This window comes from Microbacterium sp. UNCCL10 (assembly GCF_000746195.1).
GTDB classification, from domain to species: Bacteria; Actinomycetota; Actinomycetes; order Actinomycetales; family Microbacteriaceae; genus Microbacterium; species Microbacterium saccharophilum.
In genome coordinates this window covers 361,472-377,563 of sequence record NZ_JQKT01000007.1, presented here as the reverse complement: position 1 = coordinate 377,563, position 16,092 = coordinate 361,472, and the positions used below count along the sequence as shown (strand labels likewise).

General features: G+C 72.2%; 18 protein-coding genes and 1 tRNA gene. 6 read left to right on the top strand and 13 right to left on the bottom strand.

The annotated features are described in order from the left end of the window. Positions 1–2: 2 nt before the first annotated feature. The 6 genes from groL to BR85_RS02035 all read right to left on the bottom strand — a co-directional run bounded on the left by groL (position 3) and on the right by BR85_RS02035 (position 5,237). Positions 3–1,622 (bottom strand): chaperonin GroEL, encoded by a 1,620-nt coding sequence (groL, locus tag BR85_RS02060; RefSeq protein WP_028495019.1) that lies wholly within the window; start codon positions 1,620–1,622, stop codon positions 3–5. Between the two features lie 110 nt (positions 1,623–1,732). Beyond that, positions 1,733–2,776, bottom strand: a complete 1,044-nt coding sequence (locus BR85_RS02055) for a DUF3048 domain-containing protein (RefSeq protein ID WP_051526114.1) — start codon at positions 2,774–2,776, stop codon at positions 1,733–1,735. A 35-nt stretch (positions 2,777–2,811) separates the two neighbouring features. Then, positions 2,812–3,012, bottom strand: a complete 201-nt coding sequence (locus BR85_RS02050; protein ID WP_028495017.1) for a cold-shock protein — start codon at positions 3,010–3,012, stop codon at positions 2,812–2,814. Between the two features lie 134 nt (positions 3,013–3,146). Beyond that, positions 3,147–3,722, bottom strand: coding sequence for a LytR C-terminal domain-containing protein (locus BR85_RS02045; protein WP_028495016.1), 576 nt, complete (start codon positions 3,720–3,722; stop codon positions 3,147–3,149). Between the two features lie 9 nt (positions 3,723–3,731). Further along, positions 3,732–3,992: a DUF3263 domain-containing protein gene (locus BR85_RS02040; protein WP_028495015.1), complete on the bottom strand. Its 261-nt coding sequence runs from the start codon at positions 3,990–3,992 to the stop codon at positions 3,732–3,734. Between the two features lie 270 nt (positions 3,993–4,262). Continuing rightward, positions 4,263–5,237 (bottom strand): DUF2332 domain-containing protein, encoded by a 975-nt coding sequence (locus tag BR85_RS02035; protein WP_028495014.1) that lies wholly within the window; start codon positions 5,235–5,237, stop codon positions 4,263–4,265. Between the two features lie 66 nt (positions 5,238–5,303). Between BR85_RS02035 and msrB the strand changes: the two genes are divergently transcribed. Then, positions 5,304–5,705 carry a peptide-methionine (R)-S-oxide reductase MsrB gene (gene msrB / locus BR85_RS02030; RefSeq protein ID WP_028495013.1) on the top strand — a complete coding sequence of 134 codons (402 nt, stop codon included), beginning with the start codon at positions 5,304–5,306 and terminating at the stop codon, positions 5,703–5,705. Next, positions 5,702–6,322 carry a nitroreductase family protein gene (locus tag BR85_RS02025; RefSeq protein ID WP_231478547.1) on the top strand — a complete coding sequence of 207 codons (621 nt, stop codon included), beginning with the start codon at positions 5,702–5,704 and terminating at the stop codon, positions 6,320–6,322. Before msrB ends, BR85_RS02025 begins: the two co-directional genes overlap by 4 nt. Here BR85_RS02025 and BR85_RS02020 read toward each other — a convergent pair. After that, positions 6,313–7,305 (bottom strand): DMT family transporter, encoded by a 993-nt coding sequence (locus tag BR85_RS02020; RefSeq protein ID WP_051526113.1) that lies wholly within the window; start codon positions 7,303–7,305, stop codon positions 6,313–6,315. The two genes, BR85_RS02025 and BR85_RS02020, sit on opposite strands and share 10 nt — an antisense overlap. A 55-nt stretch (positions 7,306–7,360) precedes the next feature. Here BR85_RS02020 and BR85_RS02015 point away from each other — a divergent pair, with 55 nt between their 5' ends. Next, positions 7,361–8,365, top strand: coding sequence for an NAD-dependent epimerase/dehydratase family protein (locus BR85_RS02015; RefSeq protein WP_028495011.1), 1,005 nt, complete (start codon positions 7,361–7,363; stop codon positions 8,363–8,365). A gap of 2 nt (positions 8,366–8,367) precedes the next feature. Here the strand turns inward: BR85_RS02015 and BR85_RS02010 are convergent, their stop codons facing one another. Beyond that, positions 8,368–9,087 carry an MBL fold metallo-hydrolase gene (locus BR85_RS02010; protein WP_028495010.1) on the bottom strand — a complete coding sequence of 240 codons (720 nt, stop codon included), beginning with the start codon at positions 9,085–9,087 and terminating at the stop codon, positions 8,368–8,370. 74 nt (positions 9,088–9,161) lie between these two features. Here BR85_RS02010 and BR85_RS02005 point away from each other — a divergent pair, with 74 nt between their 5' ends. Then, on the top strand, positions 9,162–9,686 hold the full coding sequence (locus tag BR85_RS02005) for a TetR/AcrR family transcriptional regulator (RefSeq protein WP_028495009.1): 525 nt from the start codon (positions 9,162–9,164) through the stop codon (positions 9,684–9,686). Positions 9,687–9,689: 3 nt separating this feature from the next. Here BR85_RS02005 and BR85_RS02000 read toward each other — a convergent pair whose 3' ends face one another. From BR85_RS02000 to BR85_RS01985, 4 genes are all read right to left on the bottom strand, one after another. Beyond that, positions 9,690–10,541 (bottom strand): hypothetical protein, encoded by an 852-nt coding sequence (locus BR85_RS02000; protein ID WP_028495008.1) that lies wholly within the window; start codon positions 10,539–10,541, stop codon positions 9,690–9,692. 81 nt (positions 10,542–10,622) lie between these two features. Next, positions 10,623–11,546, bottom strand: a complete 924-nt coding sequence (locus tag BR85_RS01995) for a S1C family serine protease (protein WP_028495007.1) — start codon at positions 11,544–11,546, stop codon at positions 10,623–10,625. 90 nt (positions 11,547–11,636) lie between these two features. Continuing rightward, positions 11,637–11,709, bottom strand: a tRNA-Thr gene (locus BR85_RS01990). Positions 11,710–11,742: 33 nt separating this feature from the next. Further along, complete coding sequence (locus BR85_RS01985) at positions 11,743–12,684, bottom strand: DsbA family protein (protein WP_028495006.1); 942 nt, start codon at positions 12,682–12,684, stop codon at positions 11,743–11,745. 223 nt (positions 12,685–12,907) lie between these two features. Between BR85_RS01985 and BR85_RS01980 the strand changes: the two genes are divergently transcribed. Together BR85_RS01980 and BR85_RS01975 are read left to right on the top strand one after the other, a co-directional pair. After that, the gene (locus BR85_RS01980; RefSeq protein ID WP_028495005.1) at positions 12,908–14,011 is read left to right on the top strand and encodes an ABC transporter ATP-binding protein; all 1,104 of its coding nucleotides are present in this window, start codon (positions 12,908–12,910) and stop codon (positions 14,009–14,011) included. Positions 14,012–14,090: 79 nt separating this feature from the next. Next, positions 14,091–15,404: a DUF4032 domain-containing protein gene (locus tag BR85_RS01975; protein ID WP_028495004.1), complete on the top strand. Its 1,314-nt coding sequence runs from the start codon at positions 14,091–14,093 to the stop codon at positions 15,402–15,404. 21 nt (positions 15,405–15,425) lie between these two features. Here the strand turns inward: BR85_RS01975 and BR85_RS01970 are convergent, their stop codons facing one another. After that, positions 15,426–16,064 (bottom strand): NAD(P)-dependent oxidoreductase, encoded by a 639-nt coding sequence (locus BR85_RS01970; protein WP_028495003.1) that lies wholly within the window; start codon positions 16,062–16,064, stop codon positions 15,426–15,428. Positions 16,065–16,092 lie beyond the last annotated feature (28 nt).

Sequence of the window (16,092 nt, the reverse complement as noted above, 5' to 3'; positions counted from 1 at the left end):
ACTCAGAAGTCCATGCCACCGGTCGGGTCGCCGGCCGGAGCCGACGCCTTCTCCGGCTTGTCGGCGACGACGACCTCGGTCGTGAGGAACAGACCGGCGATCGACGCGGCGTTCTGCAGCGCCGAGCGGGTGACCTTCGCCGGGTCGATGATGCCCGCGGCGAACATGTCGACGTACTCGCCGGTGGCCGCGTTCAGGCCGTGACCGGCCTCGAGCTCGGCGACCTTGTTGGCGACGACACCCGGCTCGAGACCGGCGTTCAGCGCGATCTGCTTGAGCGGAGCCTCGATGGCCACCTTGACGATGTTCGCACCGGTCGCCTCGTCGCCCTCGAGCTGGAGGTTGCCGAAGACACGCTGACCGGCCTGGATGAGCGCGACGCCACCACCGGGGACGATGCCCTCCTCGACGGCCGCCTTCGCGTTGCGGACGGCGTCCTCGATGCGGTGCTTGCGCTCCTTGAGCTCGACCTCGGTCGCGGCACCCGCCTTGATGACGGCGACGCCGCCGGCGAGCTTCGCGAGACGCTCCTGGAGCTTCTCGCGGTCGTAGTCGCTGTCCGTGTTCTCGATCTCGCGGCGGATCTGCGTGACGCGGCCCTCGATCTGGCCGGCGTCGCCGGCACCCTCGATGATCGTCGTCTCGTCCTTGGTGATGATCACCTTGCGCGCGCGGCCGAGCAGGTCGGTCGTGGCGTTCTCGAGCTTGAGGCCCACCTCTTCGGTGATGACCTGGCCGCCGGTGAGGATCGCGATGTCCTGCAGCTGAGCCTTGCGACGGTCGCCGAAGCCGGGAGCCTTGACGGCGACCGACTTGAAGATGCCGCGGATCTTGTTGAGCACGAGCGTCGCGAGAGCCTCGCCCTCGACGTCCTCGGCGATGATGAGGAGCTCCTTGCCCTCCTGGATCACCTTGTCGACGATCGGCAGAAGGTCCTTGATGTTCGAGATCTTCTGGTTCGCGATGAGGATGTAGGGGTCCTCGAAGACCGCTTCCTGGCGCTCCGGGTCCGTGACGAAGTAGGGGTTGATGTAACCCTTGTCGAAGCGCATGCCCTCGGTGAGCTCGAGCTCGGTGCCGAAGGTGTTCGACTCCTCGACGGTGACGACACCCTCCTTGCCGACCTTGTCGATGGCCTCGGCGATGAGCTCGCCGATCTCCGGGTCAGCAGCCGAGATGGATGCCGTGGCGGCGATCTCCTCGCGGGTCTCGACCTCCTTGGCCGAGGACAGCAGCTCGTCGGAGAGAGCCTTGACGGCCTTCTCGATGCCCTTCTTCAGGGAGATGGGGTCGGCGCCGGCTGCGACGTTGCGCAGGCCTTCGCGGACGAGCGCCTGAGCGAGGACCGTGGCGGTCGTCGTGCCGTCACCGGCGACGTCGTCGGTCTTCTTGGCGACCTCCTTGACGAGCTCCGCGCCGATCTTCTCGTACGGGTCGTCGAGTTCGATCTCCTTGGCGATCGAGACGCCGTCGTTCGTGATGGTGGGGGCGCCCCACTTCTTCTCGAGCACGACGTTGCGACCGCGGGGGCCGAGCGTCACCTTGACGGCGTCAGCCAGGATGTTGAGGCCGCGCTCGAGGCCGCGTCGGGCCTCTTCGTCGAAAGCGATGATCTTTGCCATAAGTGTGTCGTCCCTCCCGGACGTGAGGATGAGTCATTAGCACTCGCTATCCGTGAGTGCTAACCCATTCTGGCACTCGGCCATGGGGAGTGCAAGCTGCGCGGGACGCGTCAGCCGGTGACCGAGACGCTTCCGGAGGTGGGGACCAGCTCCACCCACGTGTTGCCGGGCGCCAGCCTGATCTCGCCGCCGGCGGCGTTCGTCAGCGCGATCGGGGAGGTCTGGCTCTGCTTCGACCAGCGACCGCGGATGACGCTTCCGCCGGTGGAGACCCAGGCGTCGCCGCTGTCGACCATGACGGTGCGCGGCACGATGCCGTAGGACCAGTCGATCGCCACCTGCAGCACCACGACGTTGGTCGCCCGCAGCTGTGCGCCCGCCGCGTCGAGGTCGGCGCGTCCGTCCTGCGAACGGAGGTAGGCGGCCGAGCCGGCATCCCATCGCCACGAGCGTGCCGACACGGTCGAGAATCGCACGTCGATGCCGCCGGCGGCGGCGCCGAAGATCGGCGCGTGCCCGCGCGGGGCGAAGAGGAACTGCACGGGCGGGGGCGCGATCGTGGCGTACTCCGCACGCAGCTCCCGCGCCTCGACGACCACGTTGTGCGGCGCCGTGTGCGACGTCGCACGGTACATGAACCGGTCGTCCGCACCGCCGTGGATGGCGTTGTGCACGTCGGTGTCCTGCATCATCGCAACGAAGCGCTCCTGCCCGCCGGAGTAGGCGGCGATCCCGCCGAACGGCGCGATGATGTCGGGGTCCATGGGCCGGATGCTGCGGACCGGCCCGATCTCGTCGGGCACGTCGGAGTGCCAGACGGCGACGTAGCGCGTGATGCCGCCCTCGACGAGCTCTTCGAACACGATGTCGGTGTGCTCCAGGCCCCACTGCGGCCGGGCATCCGGGTGGTTGTCGATCTTGGCGGACAGCGCCGGCCCCAGGGCCGCGGCATCCTCGACGACGGTGCCCCGCAGCGGCCCGGTCTGGACGACGGGGACCGGTGTGGGAGTGGATGACGGCGTCGGCTCCGCGGAATGCGTGACGCGCGGCGTCGGCGAGGGCGCGGCGGCCGGGGTGGGCGCGCACGCGGAGAGGAGCAGACCCGCCGTCGCGAACGCCGCAGCGCCCGCGAGGCGAGCACGACGGAGGTTCACGCCCACAGGCTACTGCGCGGCGGCCGCACCGGCGCTCAGACGGGCCGCACGGATTCGGCCTGCGGACCCTTCTGACCGGTGCCGACCGTGAACTCGACCTTCTGGCCCTCTTCGAGGACGCGGAAGCCGTTCATCTCGATGTTCGAGTAGTGCACGAACACATCCTGGCCGTCGACGACGGTGATGAAGCCGTAGCCCTTCTCGGCGTTGAACCATTTGACAGTGCCCTGGGTCATGCGAATCTCCTGAAGCTGTGGGACCTCGCCATGCTAGCCACGCGGCCGCGGCCGGATCCCGGCATCCGGGAACTGTTGACCGCGCCGCATAGAACTGTTCACACGCGTGAAACACACGCCGCGCGCGGCGCCGATCAGGGGGTCGGCGTGGAGTCGCCGGCGGCGCCGGCGCGATCGAGGCCGATCACGACGGCGAGCTGGCGCGCGTCCGGGTCGTCGGCGGGCTGGTACGCGTCGTCGAGCACGAGCCGCGTCGCGCCGACGAGCTGCGCGACGCCGCGCGCGGCGCCCTCGTCCTCGGCCGTCGGGTAGTACACCGTCGTCAGCTCGAAGTCGTCCGCGCCCGCCTCGCTGGCCAGCACGGCGTCGCCGGCCCAGCCCGCATCGAGGATCTCGTCGCGGACGAGATTGGCGAGGCCGCGCTCCCCCGTCGCGTTGAGCACGAGCACGGTGTAGCCGGTGTCGATCGTGGGCTCGGCCGTCGCGACGGGAGCAGGCGATCCGGACGGCGCCGGGAAGGGCACGACGCGGCCGGTGGCGACGAGGGTCCCGAAGATCCCGACGGCGATCAGCGCGACCGTGGCGACCGCGGACCAGAGGAGGACGAGCCCGCCGCGCAGCCGGGGGTTCTCCGCGCGGTGCGCGCCGACGCGGCCGCGATCGACCGGGAGGTCATCGAAACGGTCCTTCGGGTCGGGCGTTTTCGGCACCAGAGAATGCTACCGGGGGGAGGCTGTGAGCACGGACGCCCGGGAGAGGCGAGCCCGCTCACGGGCGTCGCGGAGGCGGCGCAGCCGGTGCACGAGCATGGGGTCGTGGGCCAGCGCGTCAGCGTCGTCGATGAGGCGGCCGAGGAGCTGGTAGTACCGCGCCGGGGTCAGCCCGAGCTCGACGCGGACGGCCTCCTCCTTCGCGGCGCCGTGCCGCTGCCACCGCGCCTCGAACGCCAGCAGGTCGCGGTCGCGGTCGGAGAGGGGCACATCCTCACGCTAACCCGGAGGCGGCCCGCCGCCGCGGCGCCACACCCGGCTCGGCCCGATGCGCGGCGCGGGGCGGCCCGGAGCGCGGGGCCGCGCGGCACGCGGGGCGGCGCGGCACGGCAGACCGCAGGGCCGAGTGTGACTCGTGGGGCGCGAGTGACTCACCGGCACCACCTGTCACACCCGATCCTGCAGTTCGCCGCGAATCGGGCGCCCGCACGGCGGGACATGACGCCGCGGCTCACCCAGCACCCCGCACGGCGGGACGGCTCAGAACCGCAGCCAGGCCCCGAGCGGGTCGGCGGCGGCCAGCACCTCGCCGTCCAGGGCCACGGCGAAGCCGCCGGGCCAGTCCTCGATCGGGGCGTTCCAGCCGTCGTGGAGCGCCGGGTCGTCGATCGTGACCCAGCGGCCCGCCCGCCGCGCGGCCTCGATGACGCGGCGGCGGCCGGCCCACGGGATGTGCGCGAGCACGCCGGGCGTCGTGACGACGAGCGTCGCGTCGGCCGGCGCCTCGGCGGCGACCGACGCGAGGAGATCCACGGCGTCGCCGGCGACGAGCAGCGGCGGGTCGGCGGCGGCGACCGCGACGGCCGCGGCGATGCGCTCCGCGCGTCCGGTCTCTCCCGGCCACACGAGGCGGGTGAGCCACGCGGCGGTGTCCGGCGAGGTCGGGTCGAGCGGATTCAGGTCGATGCCCGCGCGCCACACGACCTCCGGCAGCGCCAGGGGCGGCAGAGCGCCGCGGACTTCGCACTCCAGTTCCACGCTCGACGGCCCGTCGACCGGATCGAGGCGCTCGATCAGGTCGCCGTCCGGCGACACGTAGCGGTACGAGTACCGGTCGGGGTACAGGCACAGGCCCGCGCTCGCGCCGATCTCGAGCAGCGCGATGGGTCCGGGGATGCGGCTGAGCGCCGGCAGCAGCGCGGCGCACCGCAGCGGCTCGTTGGACTGCAGCGACCGTCGTCCGCATTCGGCGACGACATCCTCGGCGTGCGCGAGCAGCCACGCGCGCCACCCGGCGAAGGACGGCTCCCCCGCGCCCAGTAGCCGGGTGACGGCGAAGACGAGCGGCGGCTGGCGCCGGTTCGCCGGGATGCGGGCGAGCACGGCCTGCACGTCGGCATGGGCAGCAACACCCGCGGCCCACTCCTCGTACACCGCGGATCGGCCGGGAGCCTCCGCGGCGGCGAAGCGGGCGTAGCGCGCGGCGACCGCATCCGTCTCGCCCTGATTCGCCACCTGACCATTCTGGGGGAACACTCCCGTCCGCACTCGGGTTGAATGGAGGTGAGAAGGAGTCGACACATGACATACCGCGTGGACAAGACCGAAGACGAGTGGCGTCGCGAGCTGACGCCCGAGCAGTACGCCGTGCTCCGCGAAGCCGGGACGGAGCGCGCCTGGACGGGCGAGCTCCTGGACGAGAGCCGCGCCGGCCTGTACACGTGCGCCGCGTGCAACGCCGAGCTGTTCCAGAGCGGAACGAAGTTCGATTCGCACTGCGGCTGGCCGAGCTTCTATGAATCCGTGCGCCCGGAGGCCGTGGAGCTCATCGAGGACCGCTCGCACGGGATGGTCCGCACCGAGGTGCGCTGCGCCGCATGCGGCTCGCACCTGGGGCACGTGTTCCCGGACGGATTCGGCACGCCCACCGGCGATCGCTACTGCATGAACTCGCTGTCGCTGAACTTCGCCCCGGAATCGTGACCGGCGCCGCGCTCGAGGCGGTCCGGGCCCGCCGCTCGTGGTCGAAAGTGACGGCCGAGGCGCCGACGCGCGCCGAGCTGCTCACCCTCGTCGCCGCAGCGGCGCGCGTCGCGGATCACTCGAACCTTCGGCCGTGGCGGCTCATCGAGCTGCGGGGCGAGGACCGGGAGCGCCTCGGGCGGGCGATCGCGAAGGCCGACGGCGACACGAAGCCGTCGAGCAAGCCGCTGCGCGCACCCCTGCTCATCGCGGTGGTCGCCAGCTACCACAAGAGCGGGAAGGTGCCGCGGTGGGAGCAGGAGGCCGTCGCCTCCGGCGTCGCGCACATGCTCAGCCTGCTGCTGGACGAGGCCGGCTGGGGTGTCATCTGGCGCACCGGCCATTACACGCGGGCGAAAGCCGTCGCGAAGGCGCACGGCCTGGCCAAGAACGAGGAGCTCCTCGGCTGGCTGTACGTCGGCGGGAAGCCGGCGGGGGCGCGCGCGGGGCGCCGGAAGGCGGTGGACGCCCGGAAGCTCCTGACGCGGATGCCGAAGGGCAAGAAGGATGCCGCGGCGGCCGCCGCCGAGCGCGCCGCGGCCCAGGAGACGGCGATCGAGCCCGACACTCAGCCCTGAGCCGCGCCCTGCTCGCGCGGGCGCGGGCGCCGCGGCCGGCGCCACGCACGGGGCGCCGTCGCGACCACGACGGAGCACAGCGCGATCCCGACCGTGAGGAGCTCGAGGAGCAGGCCCGCGCCGGCCGCGGCCGGCCAGAGCAGATCGAGCAGGAACGCCGCGATCAGCTGACCCGCGACGGCGCCGAGCCCGAACAGCAGCACCCCAGTGTGTGCGACGAGCGCCGCCGACAGGAAGATGTAGACCACGCCCGTCACCCCGCCGAGGTAGAGCCACGGCTCCCCCGGAACGGTGAGCACCGGCCGCACGATCGCCCCGTGGATGAGCGCGGCGATCACCAGGACCAGGGTCCCGCCGGCGAAGTTGACGAGTGTCGCCGTCAGGGGCGTGCCGACGCGCTGACGCAGCCGGCCGTTCGTCGCCTGCTGCCACGCGATGCCGATGCCGGCGAGGAAAGGCATCAGCAGCATCCACCACGGCACCTGATCGAGCACGCCGCCCTGCAGCGACACGACGACGGCGAGGAGAGCCAGCGCGCCGCCGGCGACGCGGGGCATCGTGACGGCGACGACCCCGGCGGGGCCGTAGCCGGTGCGATCGAGCACGAGTCCGCAGAGGGTCTGGCCGGCGACGACCCCGACGGTGAAGAGCGAGACGCCGATGACGGCGACCGCGATGCCCTGCGTCGCGACCGTGAACGCCCCGGCGAGGCCGCCGGCCAGCATCCACCACGGGATGGTGCGCCCCCGCGTCCCCTCGATCAGGCGCGCGAGGCCGCGACGGCCGTCCGGCAGCAGTCCGGTCAGCACGATCAGCACGACCAGTCCGGAGCCGAAGGAGATCACGGCGGCGGTCAGCCCGTCGCCGATGCGCGCGCCCAGCTGGCCGTTGACCCGCGCCTGCGCGGCGGTCAGGACGCCGACGAGCACCGCCCCCGACAGCGCAAGCCACGCGGGCAGGCGCGCCGGAGCGGAGGACGTCACCCGTCCAGCGTAGTGAGGCCGCGACAGGCGGCCGCACCGTGGGTATCGTCTGGGCATGGGCTCCCTCCGCATCCTCTTCCTCGGCGGCACCGGCACGATCAGCACCGCGTGCGTGCGGGCGGCCGTCGCCGCCGGACACGACGTCACCGTCCTCAATCGCGGCAACCGCGATCGCGAGCTGCCGCCGTCGGTCCGGCGGGTCATCGGTGACGTGCGCAACGCCGACGACATCCGGGCGGCGATGGGCGGCGACCGCTACGACGTCGTCGCGGACTTCCTCTCCTTCGTCCCGCCGCACGTGCAGACGGTGCTGAATGCCGTCGAGGGCCGCGCCGGGCAGTACGTCTTCATCAGCTCGGCCTCCGCGTATGAGAAGCCGCCGCGCACGCTGCCGGTCACAGAATCCACGCCGCTGCGCAATCCGTTCTGGCGGTACTCCCGCGACAAGATCGACTGCGAGGACCTGCTCGTGGCCGCACACCGCACGCGCGCACTCCCGGTGACGATCGTGCGTCCGTCGCACACGTACGACGAGACGCTATTGCCGACGCTCGGCGGCTGGACCGACATCGCCCGGATGCGGGCCGGGCGGCCGGTCGTCATCCACGGCGACGGGACGAGCCTCTGGACGATCACGCACGCCGACGACTTCGCCGTCGCGTTCACCGCCCTGCTCGGCAACCCCGCCGCGATCGGCGACGCGTTCACGATCACCGGCACGCACGCGCCGACCTGGAATCAGATCTACGGCTGGCTGGCGGATGCCGCAGGCGTCGCCGCACCGGAGTTCGTGCACGTGACAAGCGACGCGATCGCACGGATCGCACCCGACCTCGGGCCGACCCTCCTCGGCGACAAGGCGCACTCGATGCTCTTCGACGCGGCGAAGGTGACCCGGCTGGCGCCGGACTTCCACACGACGGTGACCTTCGATGAGGGCGCGCGGCGGATCCTGGCGTTCCACGACGCGCACCCGGAGCGCCAGGTCGTGGACCACGAGCTGGACGCCGCGTTCGACGCCATGGCGGACTATGCCGGGCGGACCGGGGCCGCCGGCTGAAGCTACGCGGTCACTGCGGCGGCACGCACCCCGCGCGCCGCGTCGGCGGGCGACCCGTGCCACGGCGTGCCGTGCCCGGGCAGGACCCACTCCGCGTCGATCTCGGCGAGCCGGTCGAGCGAGACGAGAGCCTGCTCCGGCTCGTCCGTGAACGGCGCGGGCTGCGCGCCGGCGCGGCCGGTGAGCACGTGCCGGGTGGTCAGCGCGTCGCCGACGAAGACGGCCTTCACGGCGGGCACGCGCACCGCGACGCTGCCGGGAGAGTGGCCGGGCATGCCGATGACCCGCGGCGATCCGGGCAGGTCGAGCACGTCCCCGTCGGCGACCTCGACGACATCCCGCAGGTAGTGCGTCGGCCAGCCGCGCTTGCGGAGGGCGTAGGCGAAGAAGCCCAGCATCGGCCCGATCCGCGCCGCGCCCATGGGCGTCTGGGGCTTGTCGCCGCCCCGCGCACGATCGGCATCCGCGGTGTGCACGAAGACCGGGATGCCGTACTCGCGGCGGAGCCGCTCGGCGAAGCCGATGTGATCGCTGTCGCCGTGGGTCAGGACGACGCCCTTGATGTCGCTGAGCGGGCGGCCGAGACCCGCCAGCTCCGCGCGGAGATCTGTGAGATGCCCCGGGAGGCCCGCGTCGATGACGGTGATGCCCTCCGGCAGCACGACGAGATAGGCGGCCACGATGTCGTTGCCGATGCGGTGCAGGTGCGGTGCGAGTTCCATAAGATTCCCCGATTCCTCGATGGCTAATCTGTGTAGCCATGATAGCTTAGATCCATAGCCACGAGGAGGGCAAGATGCCGACACCGGAGCGCACCTCGCTCGCCGCGATCGTGACCGCGGGCCGCGACCTCCTGGAGCAGGGCGGCCCCGCCGCCGTCAGCATGCGGGCCGTGGCCGAGCGCGTCGGCGTGAAGGCGCCGTCGCTGTACAAGCGCGTCCGCGACCGGGACGCGTTGCTGCAGCTCGTCGCGGAGGCGACCGTCGACGACCTCGGGGAGCGGCTCGCGGGCTCGGACGGCAGCCTCGGCGGCCTCGCCCGCGCCTTCCGGGACTTCGCGCACGCCCGCCCGGAGGGGTTCCGGCTCATGTACGCCGTCTCGGGCAGCGCCGAGGCCCTGCAGCGGGCGAGCGAACCGGTGCTGCGCGCGGCGCGGGCGGCCGTCGGCGAGGAGCATGCGCTCGACGCTGCGCGGCTGCTCACCGCGTGGGCGACCGGGTTTCTCAGCATGGAGCTCGCCGGCGCGTTCCGCCTCGGCGGGAGCGTCGATGAGGCGTTCGCGTACGGCCTGGCACGCCTCGAAGAGGTGCTCGCCGGCTGACGCTCAGTCGTCGAGCCGCGCCTGGGCCTGGTCGGCGGCACGCCGTGCCGCCTTGGCCTGCTCCCCCGCGCGCGCGCGTTCCGCGGCGAGCGCGTCGATCTCCTCGTGCAGCGACGACGACTCGGCGCGCACCCGGGCCAGGTCCGCCTCGAGCGCCTCGATCCGGTCCTCGAGCAGCACGGCGCGTTCCCGGGCCGCCCGCCACCGCTCGTCGAGCCGGCTCTGCTCGCGTTCGGCGTGCGTGGCGTCGCGTTCGGCGTCGCGCGCGGCGCGCTCGGCATCCCGCCGCTCCCGCCGCGTCTTCAGCTCATCCGTCGGCGCCGCGCTCTGCGTGGGGTGTGGCACCTCGAGTGGCCCGGCGACGGCGTCCGCCAGGTGGACGGCATCCATCCCGGAGGCCTCCAACGGGCGGACGAGTCGGCCGGATGCCACGGCCGCCGCCGCACCGGCATCCCGCATCGCCGCATTCAGGGTCTGTTCGATGCTCTCCACCGCGGCGGCGCTCACCGTCGCGCCGTGCTGCTCGGCCAGAGCCGCCGCGCGGCGCGCGAGCGCGCGCGTCAGCGTCCGCCGCTCGCGACCCAGCTTCGACAGCGCGACCGCGTCGAGGTCGTCCTGCGCCGCGCGCAGCTCGTCGGCCAGCTGGAGCGCCTCGCCGAGCGCGTCGGCATCCTCCCTCGCGAGCATGTTGACGACCCAGGCGGCGAGAAGCGGCTTGCGCAGAGCCCGTACCTCCGCGGCGAGCGCCGCATCGTCGGCCTCCCGCGCCCGGGCGTTCCGGACGGCCACGAAGTCCTCCGGCGGCAACGCGCAGAGCTCGGCCGCGATCTCGACGATCGTCTGCGGCGCAGGCATGAGCCCATTGTGCCCGGTGGCACTGCGCCCGGTGCCACTGTGCCCGGTGCGACTGCGCCCGGCGCGACGGCGCCCGACCGGTCAGGTCACCCGGAGCTCCTCCGGCAGCACGACGACGTCGACGAGCGCGCCGTTGCGCCAGACCGTCATCTCCATGCGCCGCCCGATGGCGCCCTCCACCATGCGGCGCTGCACGGCGGTCGGGTCGGCGATCGCCTCGCCGTCGAGGGAGAGCACGATGTCGCCGGTGCGCGCGCCGGCCACCGCGGCGGGACTGTTCGGCGCGACCGAGACCACCTGCATCCCCACGCGCGAGCCCGCTTTCCCCGCGACGTCGGGACCGAGCGGCACGGTCGACCCGGCGATTCCCAGCCACGCCCGCCGCACCCGGCCGATGATCCGCAGGGCGTCGATGATCTCGCGCGTCGTGGCGTTGATGGGCACCGCGAGGCCGAGCCCGATACCCGCGACGGCGGTGTTCACGCCCACCATGCGCCCCGCACTGTCGGCGAGCACCCCTCCGCTGTTGCCGGGGTTGAGCGCCGCGTCGGTCTGGATGACCTCGTCGATGACCCGTCCCGCGCGCGTCGGCAGCGAGCGGCCCATCGCCGACACGATGCCGGCGGTGACACTGCCGGAGAGACCGCGCGGGTTCCCGAGCGCGACGACGAGCTGCCCCACGCCGAGGGCGGACGCATCGCCGAGCCGCACGGGCGGTGGGGTCGCGCCGTCGGCGCGCAGCACCGCGAGGTCGGAGAGGGGGTCGGCCCCGACGACGGCGGCCGCGGACGCGGAGCCGTCGTGGAACGCGAGCTCCACGGCGACGGCGCCTTCCACGACGTGCGCGCTCGTCAGCAGGTGCCCCTCCTCCGTGATGACCGACGCGCTCCCGACGCCCGCTCCCTGGCGCGTGCGCACGCTCACCGCCGCGACCGACGGCAGCACCGTCTTGGCGACGCGCATGACCGTCGAGGAGTAGGCGTCGAGCGCTTCCTGGTCGTCCACGTGACCAGTGTCGACCTCTCCCGGACGAGCGGGCGCGAGTTCGCGCACGGCGGACGGAGCCCGTGGACAGGACGGCGACGAGGGGAACGGTGCCGGCTACAGGACTTGAACCTGCAACCCCCGTATTACAAGTACGGTGCGCTACCAATTGCGCCAAGCCGGCAGAGCGCCCAGTCTATCCGGGCGACGGCGGGGGTTACGGCGTCGGGGAGACGGTCGGTGTGGGCGTCGCTTGCGTCTTGTAGAACGCGTCGCTGGCGCTCGTCAGCACGAACTGCGAGAACTCGGCGGGGTCGCCGAGCACGCCGACGTACTGCTGACCGTTGACGAGGATCATCGGGGTGCCGGTGAGGCCGAGACCGTCGGTGCCCGGGATGCCGGAGACGGCGCGCTCGGTGGCATCCTTCACCCAGGAGATGTACGCACTGTCGCGGATGCAGGAGCGCACCGTCTTGGGGTCCTCCACACCGGCGGCCTGAGCGAGGTCGGCGAGCTCCTCGTCGGAGAACCCGTCGGAGTCGACCGCCGGCTGACGCGTCAGCAGCTCGCTGTTGAAGGTGAAGAACGTGGCCGGGGAGTGCGTGGCGACGCAGGCGGCGGCACCGGCGGCGCGCAGCGAGTACTTCGTCCCGTTGGACTTCGCCGTCAGCATCGACACCGGGTGGTAGGCGAGGGTCACGGCGCCGTCGTTCACCCAGGAGGACATCTGCTGCGCGTTCGCGATCTGCCACTCCCGCGCGCCCGGCGAGAGGTAGTCGACGTAGACGTCGATCTCCACGGCCGGGACGCCGGCGGCCTCGGTCTCCTCGGCGGCCGGCGTCGGCGTCGGGGTGGGAGTCGGCGTCGCCTCGGCGACGGCGCCCGCGGCCGGCGCGGACAGGGACCCCGTGATGGACGTGACGGCGAAGCCGTCGTCATCCAGGTTCTGCGGGGACAGCTGCGGACGGCCCATCGCGGAGGACACGGCCCAGGTCACGACGACCGCGAGTGCGGCGACGGCGGCCACGGCTCCGAGCGCCAGCGCGGAGCGGCGCACGAGGCGCGCACGCGACTGCTGGGCGCGCACCTGCTGAGCCTTCTCGCGGACAGCCTCGCGGCGGTCACGCGGTGACGGCGCGTTCGGGGTGTCGCTGGACATGGAACCTTCTCGAGATCGTGCGGCCGTTTCCGGCGGAGTCGCCCGGGCGTGGCGATGGATCCGATGCTAGTAAGACAGGCTGGGAAAAGCCCAGACGCCCCCCTCCCGAACCCCTGCCCCCGTGCCATACTGAACACGCGCCCGATGGCGGGCGCGCGGGGAGACCCGCTCATCTTCACTACGGATCGTCCGGCACGTACCTGCCGGTGAAGGAGAAGAAACGATGGCGTCCGTCACATTCGACAACGCAACCCGCCTGTACCCCGGGGGCACCCGTCCCGCCGTGGACAAGCTCAACCTCGAGGTCGCCGACGGCGAATTCCTCGTCCTCGTCGGCCCGTCCGGCTGCGGCAAGTCCACGTCCCTGCGCATGCTGGCCGGCCTCGAAGAGGTCAACTCCGGCCGCATCCTCATCGGCGACCGCGACGTGACCGACGTGCCGCCGAAGGACCGCGACATCGCGATGGTGTTCCAGAACTACGCGCTGTACCCGCACATGACCGTCGCCGAGAACATGGGCTTCGCCCTGAAGATCGCCGGCGTCGGCAAGGAGGAGCGCGCTCAGCGTGTCCTCGAGGCCGCGAAGCTCCTCGACCTCGAGGAGTACCTCACCCGCAAGCCGAAGGCGCTCTCCGGTGGTCAGCGTCAGCGCGTCGCGATGGGCCGCGCGATCGTCCGCCAGCCGCAGGTGTTCCTCATGGACGAGCCCCTGTCGAACCTCGACGCGAAGCTGCGCGTCCAGACGCGTACGCAGATCGCGTCGCTGCAGCGTCGCCTCGGCGTCACGACGGTCTACGTCACGCACGACCAGACCGAGGCGCTCACGATGGGCGACCGCATCGCCGTGCTCAAGGACGGTCTGCTCCAGCAGGTCGGCACGCCGCGCGACCTGTACGAGAAGCCGAACAACGTGTTCGTCGCCGGCTTCATCGGCTCGCCCGCGATGAACCTGTTCCCGGCGGACCTCGCCGAGGGCGGCATCCGCTTCGGCACCGAGGTCGTCCCGCTGGACCGCGACACGGTCGGCCGCGCGAACGGCAGCCAGGTCACGGTCGGCGTCCGCCCCGAGGACATCGAGGTCGGTCCGGCCGACGGCAAGGGCCTCTCGGTCCAGGTCGACCTGGTCGAGGAGCTCGGCGCCGACGGCTACCTGTACGGCCACACCGAGATCGCCGGCAAGCGCACCGACATCGTCGCGCGCGTCGACGGGCGCAGCCACCCGAACGCGGGCGAGACCGTGACGCTGGCCGCCAAGGCTGGCCACGTGCACGCGTTCGACCTCGAGACGGGCGACCGCCTCAACGACAAGGTCGAAGCGTCGCTCTGATCGAAAACCACGCATCGCGGCGCGGGGGGTCTCCGGACTCTCCGCGCCGCGTCGTTCGACCCGAGAGGTGGGCGACACCGTGCCGGCGTCCCTGACCATCACCGCCAGCAGCATCGACGCGGGGCTGCTGGCCCTCCCCTGGGCCACGCCGCTCGGCGAGTGGCCGAGCGAGACGATCGTGTCGCTGCCGAAGGGCATCTCACGCCACCTCGTGCGGTTCGCGAACCTGTCCGGCCGGGTCGTCGCCGTCAAGGAGACGACGGCCGAGATGGCCCGCCGCGAGTACGAGATGCTCGGCTCGCTCGCCCGCCTCGACGTGCCGTGCGTCGACCGCGTCGCCGTCATCGGCGGCCGCCGCGATGCGAAGGGCGAAGAGCTCCCCGCCGCGCTCGTCACGTCGCACCTCCGGTTCTCCCTCCCCTACCGCGCCCTGTTCACGCAGGTCCTGCGCCCCGACACCGCGAACCGCCTCGTCGACGCCCTCGCCGTGCTCCTCGTGAGACTGCACACCGTGGGCTTCTTCTGGGGCGACGTGTCGCTGTCGAACACCCTCTTCCGCCGGGATGCCGGGGCTTTCGCGGCGTACCTGGTCGACGCCGAGACGGGCGAGCTGCACGAAGCCGGCCTCACCCGCGGCCAGCGCGAGCACGACCTCGACGTCGCCCGCACCAACATCGCCGGCGAGATCATGGACCTCGAAGCCGGCGGCCGGCTGGAGGGCGGGGTCGACGCCGTCGCGATCGCCGACGGGATCGTCTCGTCGTACCACTCGCTGTGGGCCGCCCTCACCGACAGCGAGACGTTCTCCGTCGACGAGGCGTGGCACATCACCGAACGGGTCCAGCGCCTGAACGATCTGGGCTTCGACATCGGCGAGATGTCGATCGACACGACGCAGGACGGCACGCGCGTGTCCATCCAGCCGAAGGTCGTGGATGCCGGCCACCACCAGCGCCGCCTGCTGCGGCTGACGGGACTGGACGTGCAGGAGAACCAGGCGCGGCGTCTCCTCAACGACATGGACGAGTTCCGCGCCCGCGTGTCGCGTCTCGGGTCGGATGAGGAGATGGTCGCGCACGAGTGGCTCACCCGGGTGTTCGAGCCGGTCGTCAAGGCGATCCCATGGGACCTCCGCGCCAAGCTCGAGCCCGCCGAGGTGTTCCACCAGGTGCTCGAGCACCGCTGGTATATGTCGCAGGCGCGCGGACGCTCGGTGCCGCTCGCGGAGGTGCTGTCCTCCTACGTGGACAACGTCCTGCGGCACCGTCGCGACGAGGCGACCGTCATGGGCCCGCCGACGGAGACCATGACCCTGTCGACGATCGACCCGGACACGCCCGACGACGAGGTGCCGACCGACTCGGGAACCGTCGACTGGCGCGACCTCGTCTGAGACCGCCCGGACGCGCGCGCGTCAGTAGCCGACGGTGAAGCGCTGCCGCACGTGCCGCGGGTTCTCGATCTCGTCGAGGATCGCGATGGCGAAGTCGGGACCGGAGATGAAGCTCTCCCCCTCGGCATCCGTCACGATCACGTCGCCGCCGACGCGGTAGTGACCGGTCCGCTCCCCCGGGTTGAACGCCCCGAACCCGCCGGCCGGGTGCACGAAGAACCAGTCGCGGCCCGAGCGGTCGGCCTGCAGGTCTTCCAGCACGCCGATGGCCTCGAGCGCCTCCGCCTTGTACTCCTCCGGGAACCCGCTGTCGACGACCCGCGGTCCGCCGGGTGCCACGAGACTGCCCCCGGCGCCGCCGACGACGCCGAGGCGCACCGATTCGGGGAGGACCGCGTTGAGCGCGGCGAGGTTCGGACGGTACAGGCCCTGCATGTCGCCGCGCGGCGCGATGGCCGAGATGACGACGTCGACGCCCTCGAGTTCCGCGACGAGCGACGGGACGTCGAGGAGCGTGCCCTCGAGGTACGTCGCACCCTCGACGCGCTCCGTGGGGAGGGTGCGGGCAACGGAGACCACGGTGTGGCCGCGCTGCACCGCCTCCGCGACGATGTGACGACCGGCGTAGCCGGTGCCTCCGAGAACGGCGATGCGGGCCATGATGTTCCTTCCGTCGGACGTGTCGTAG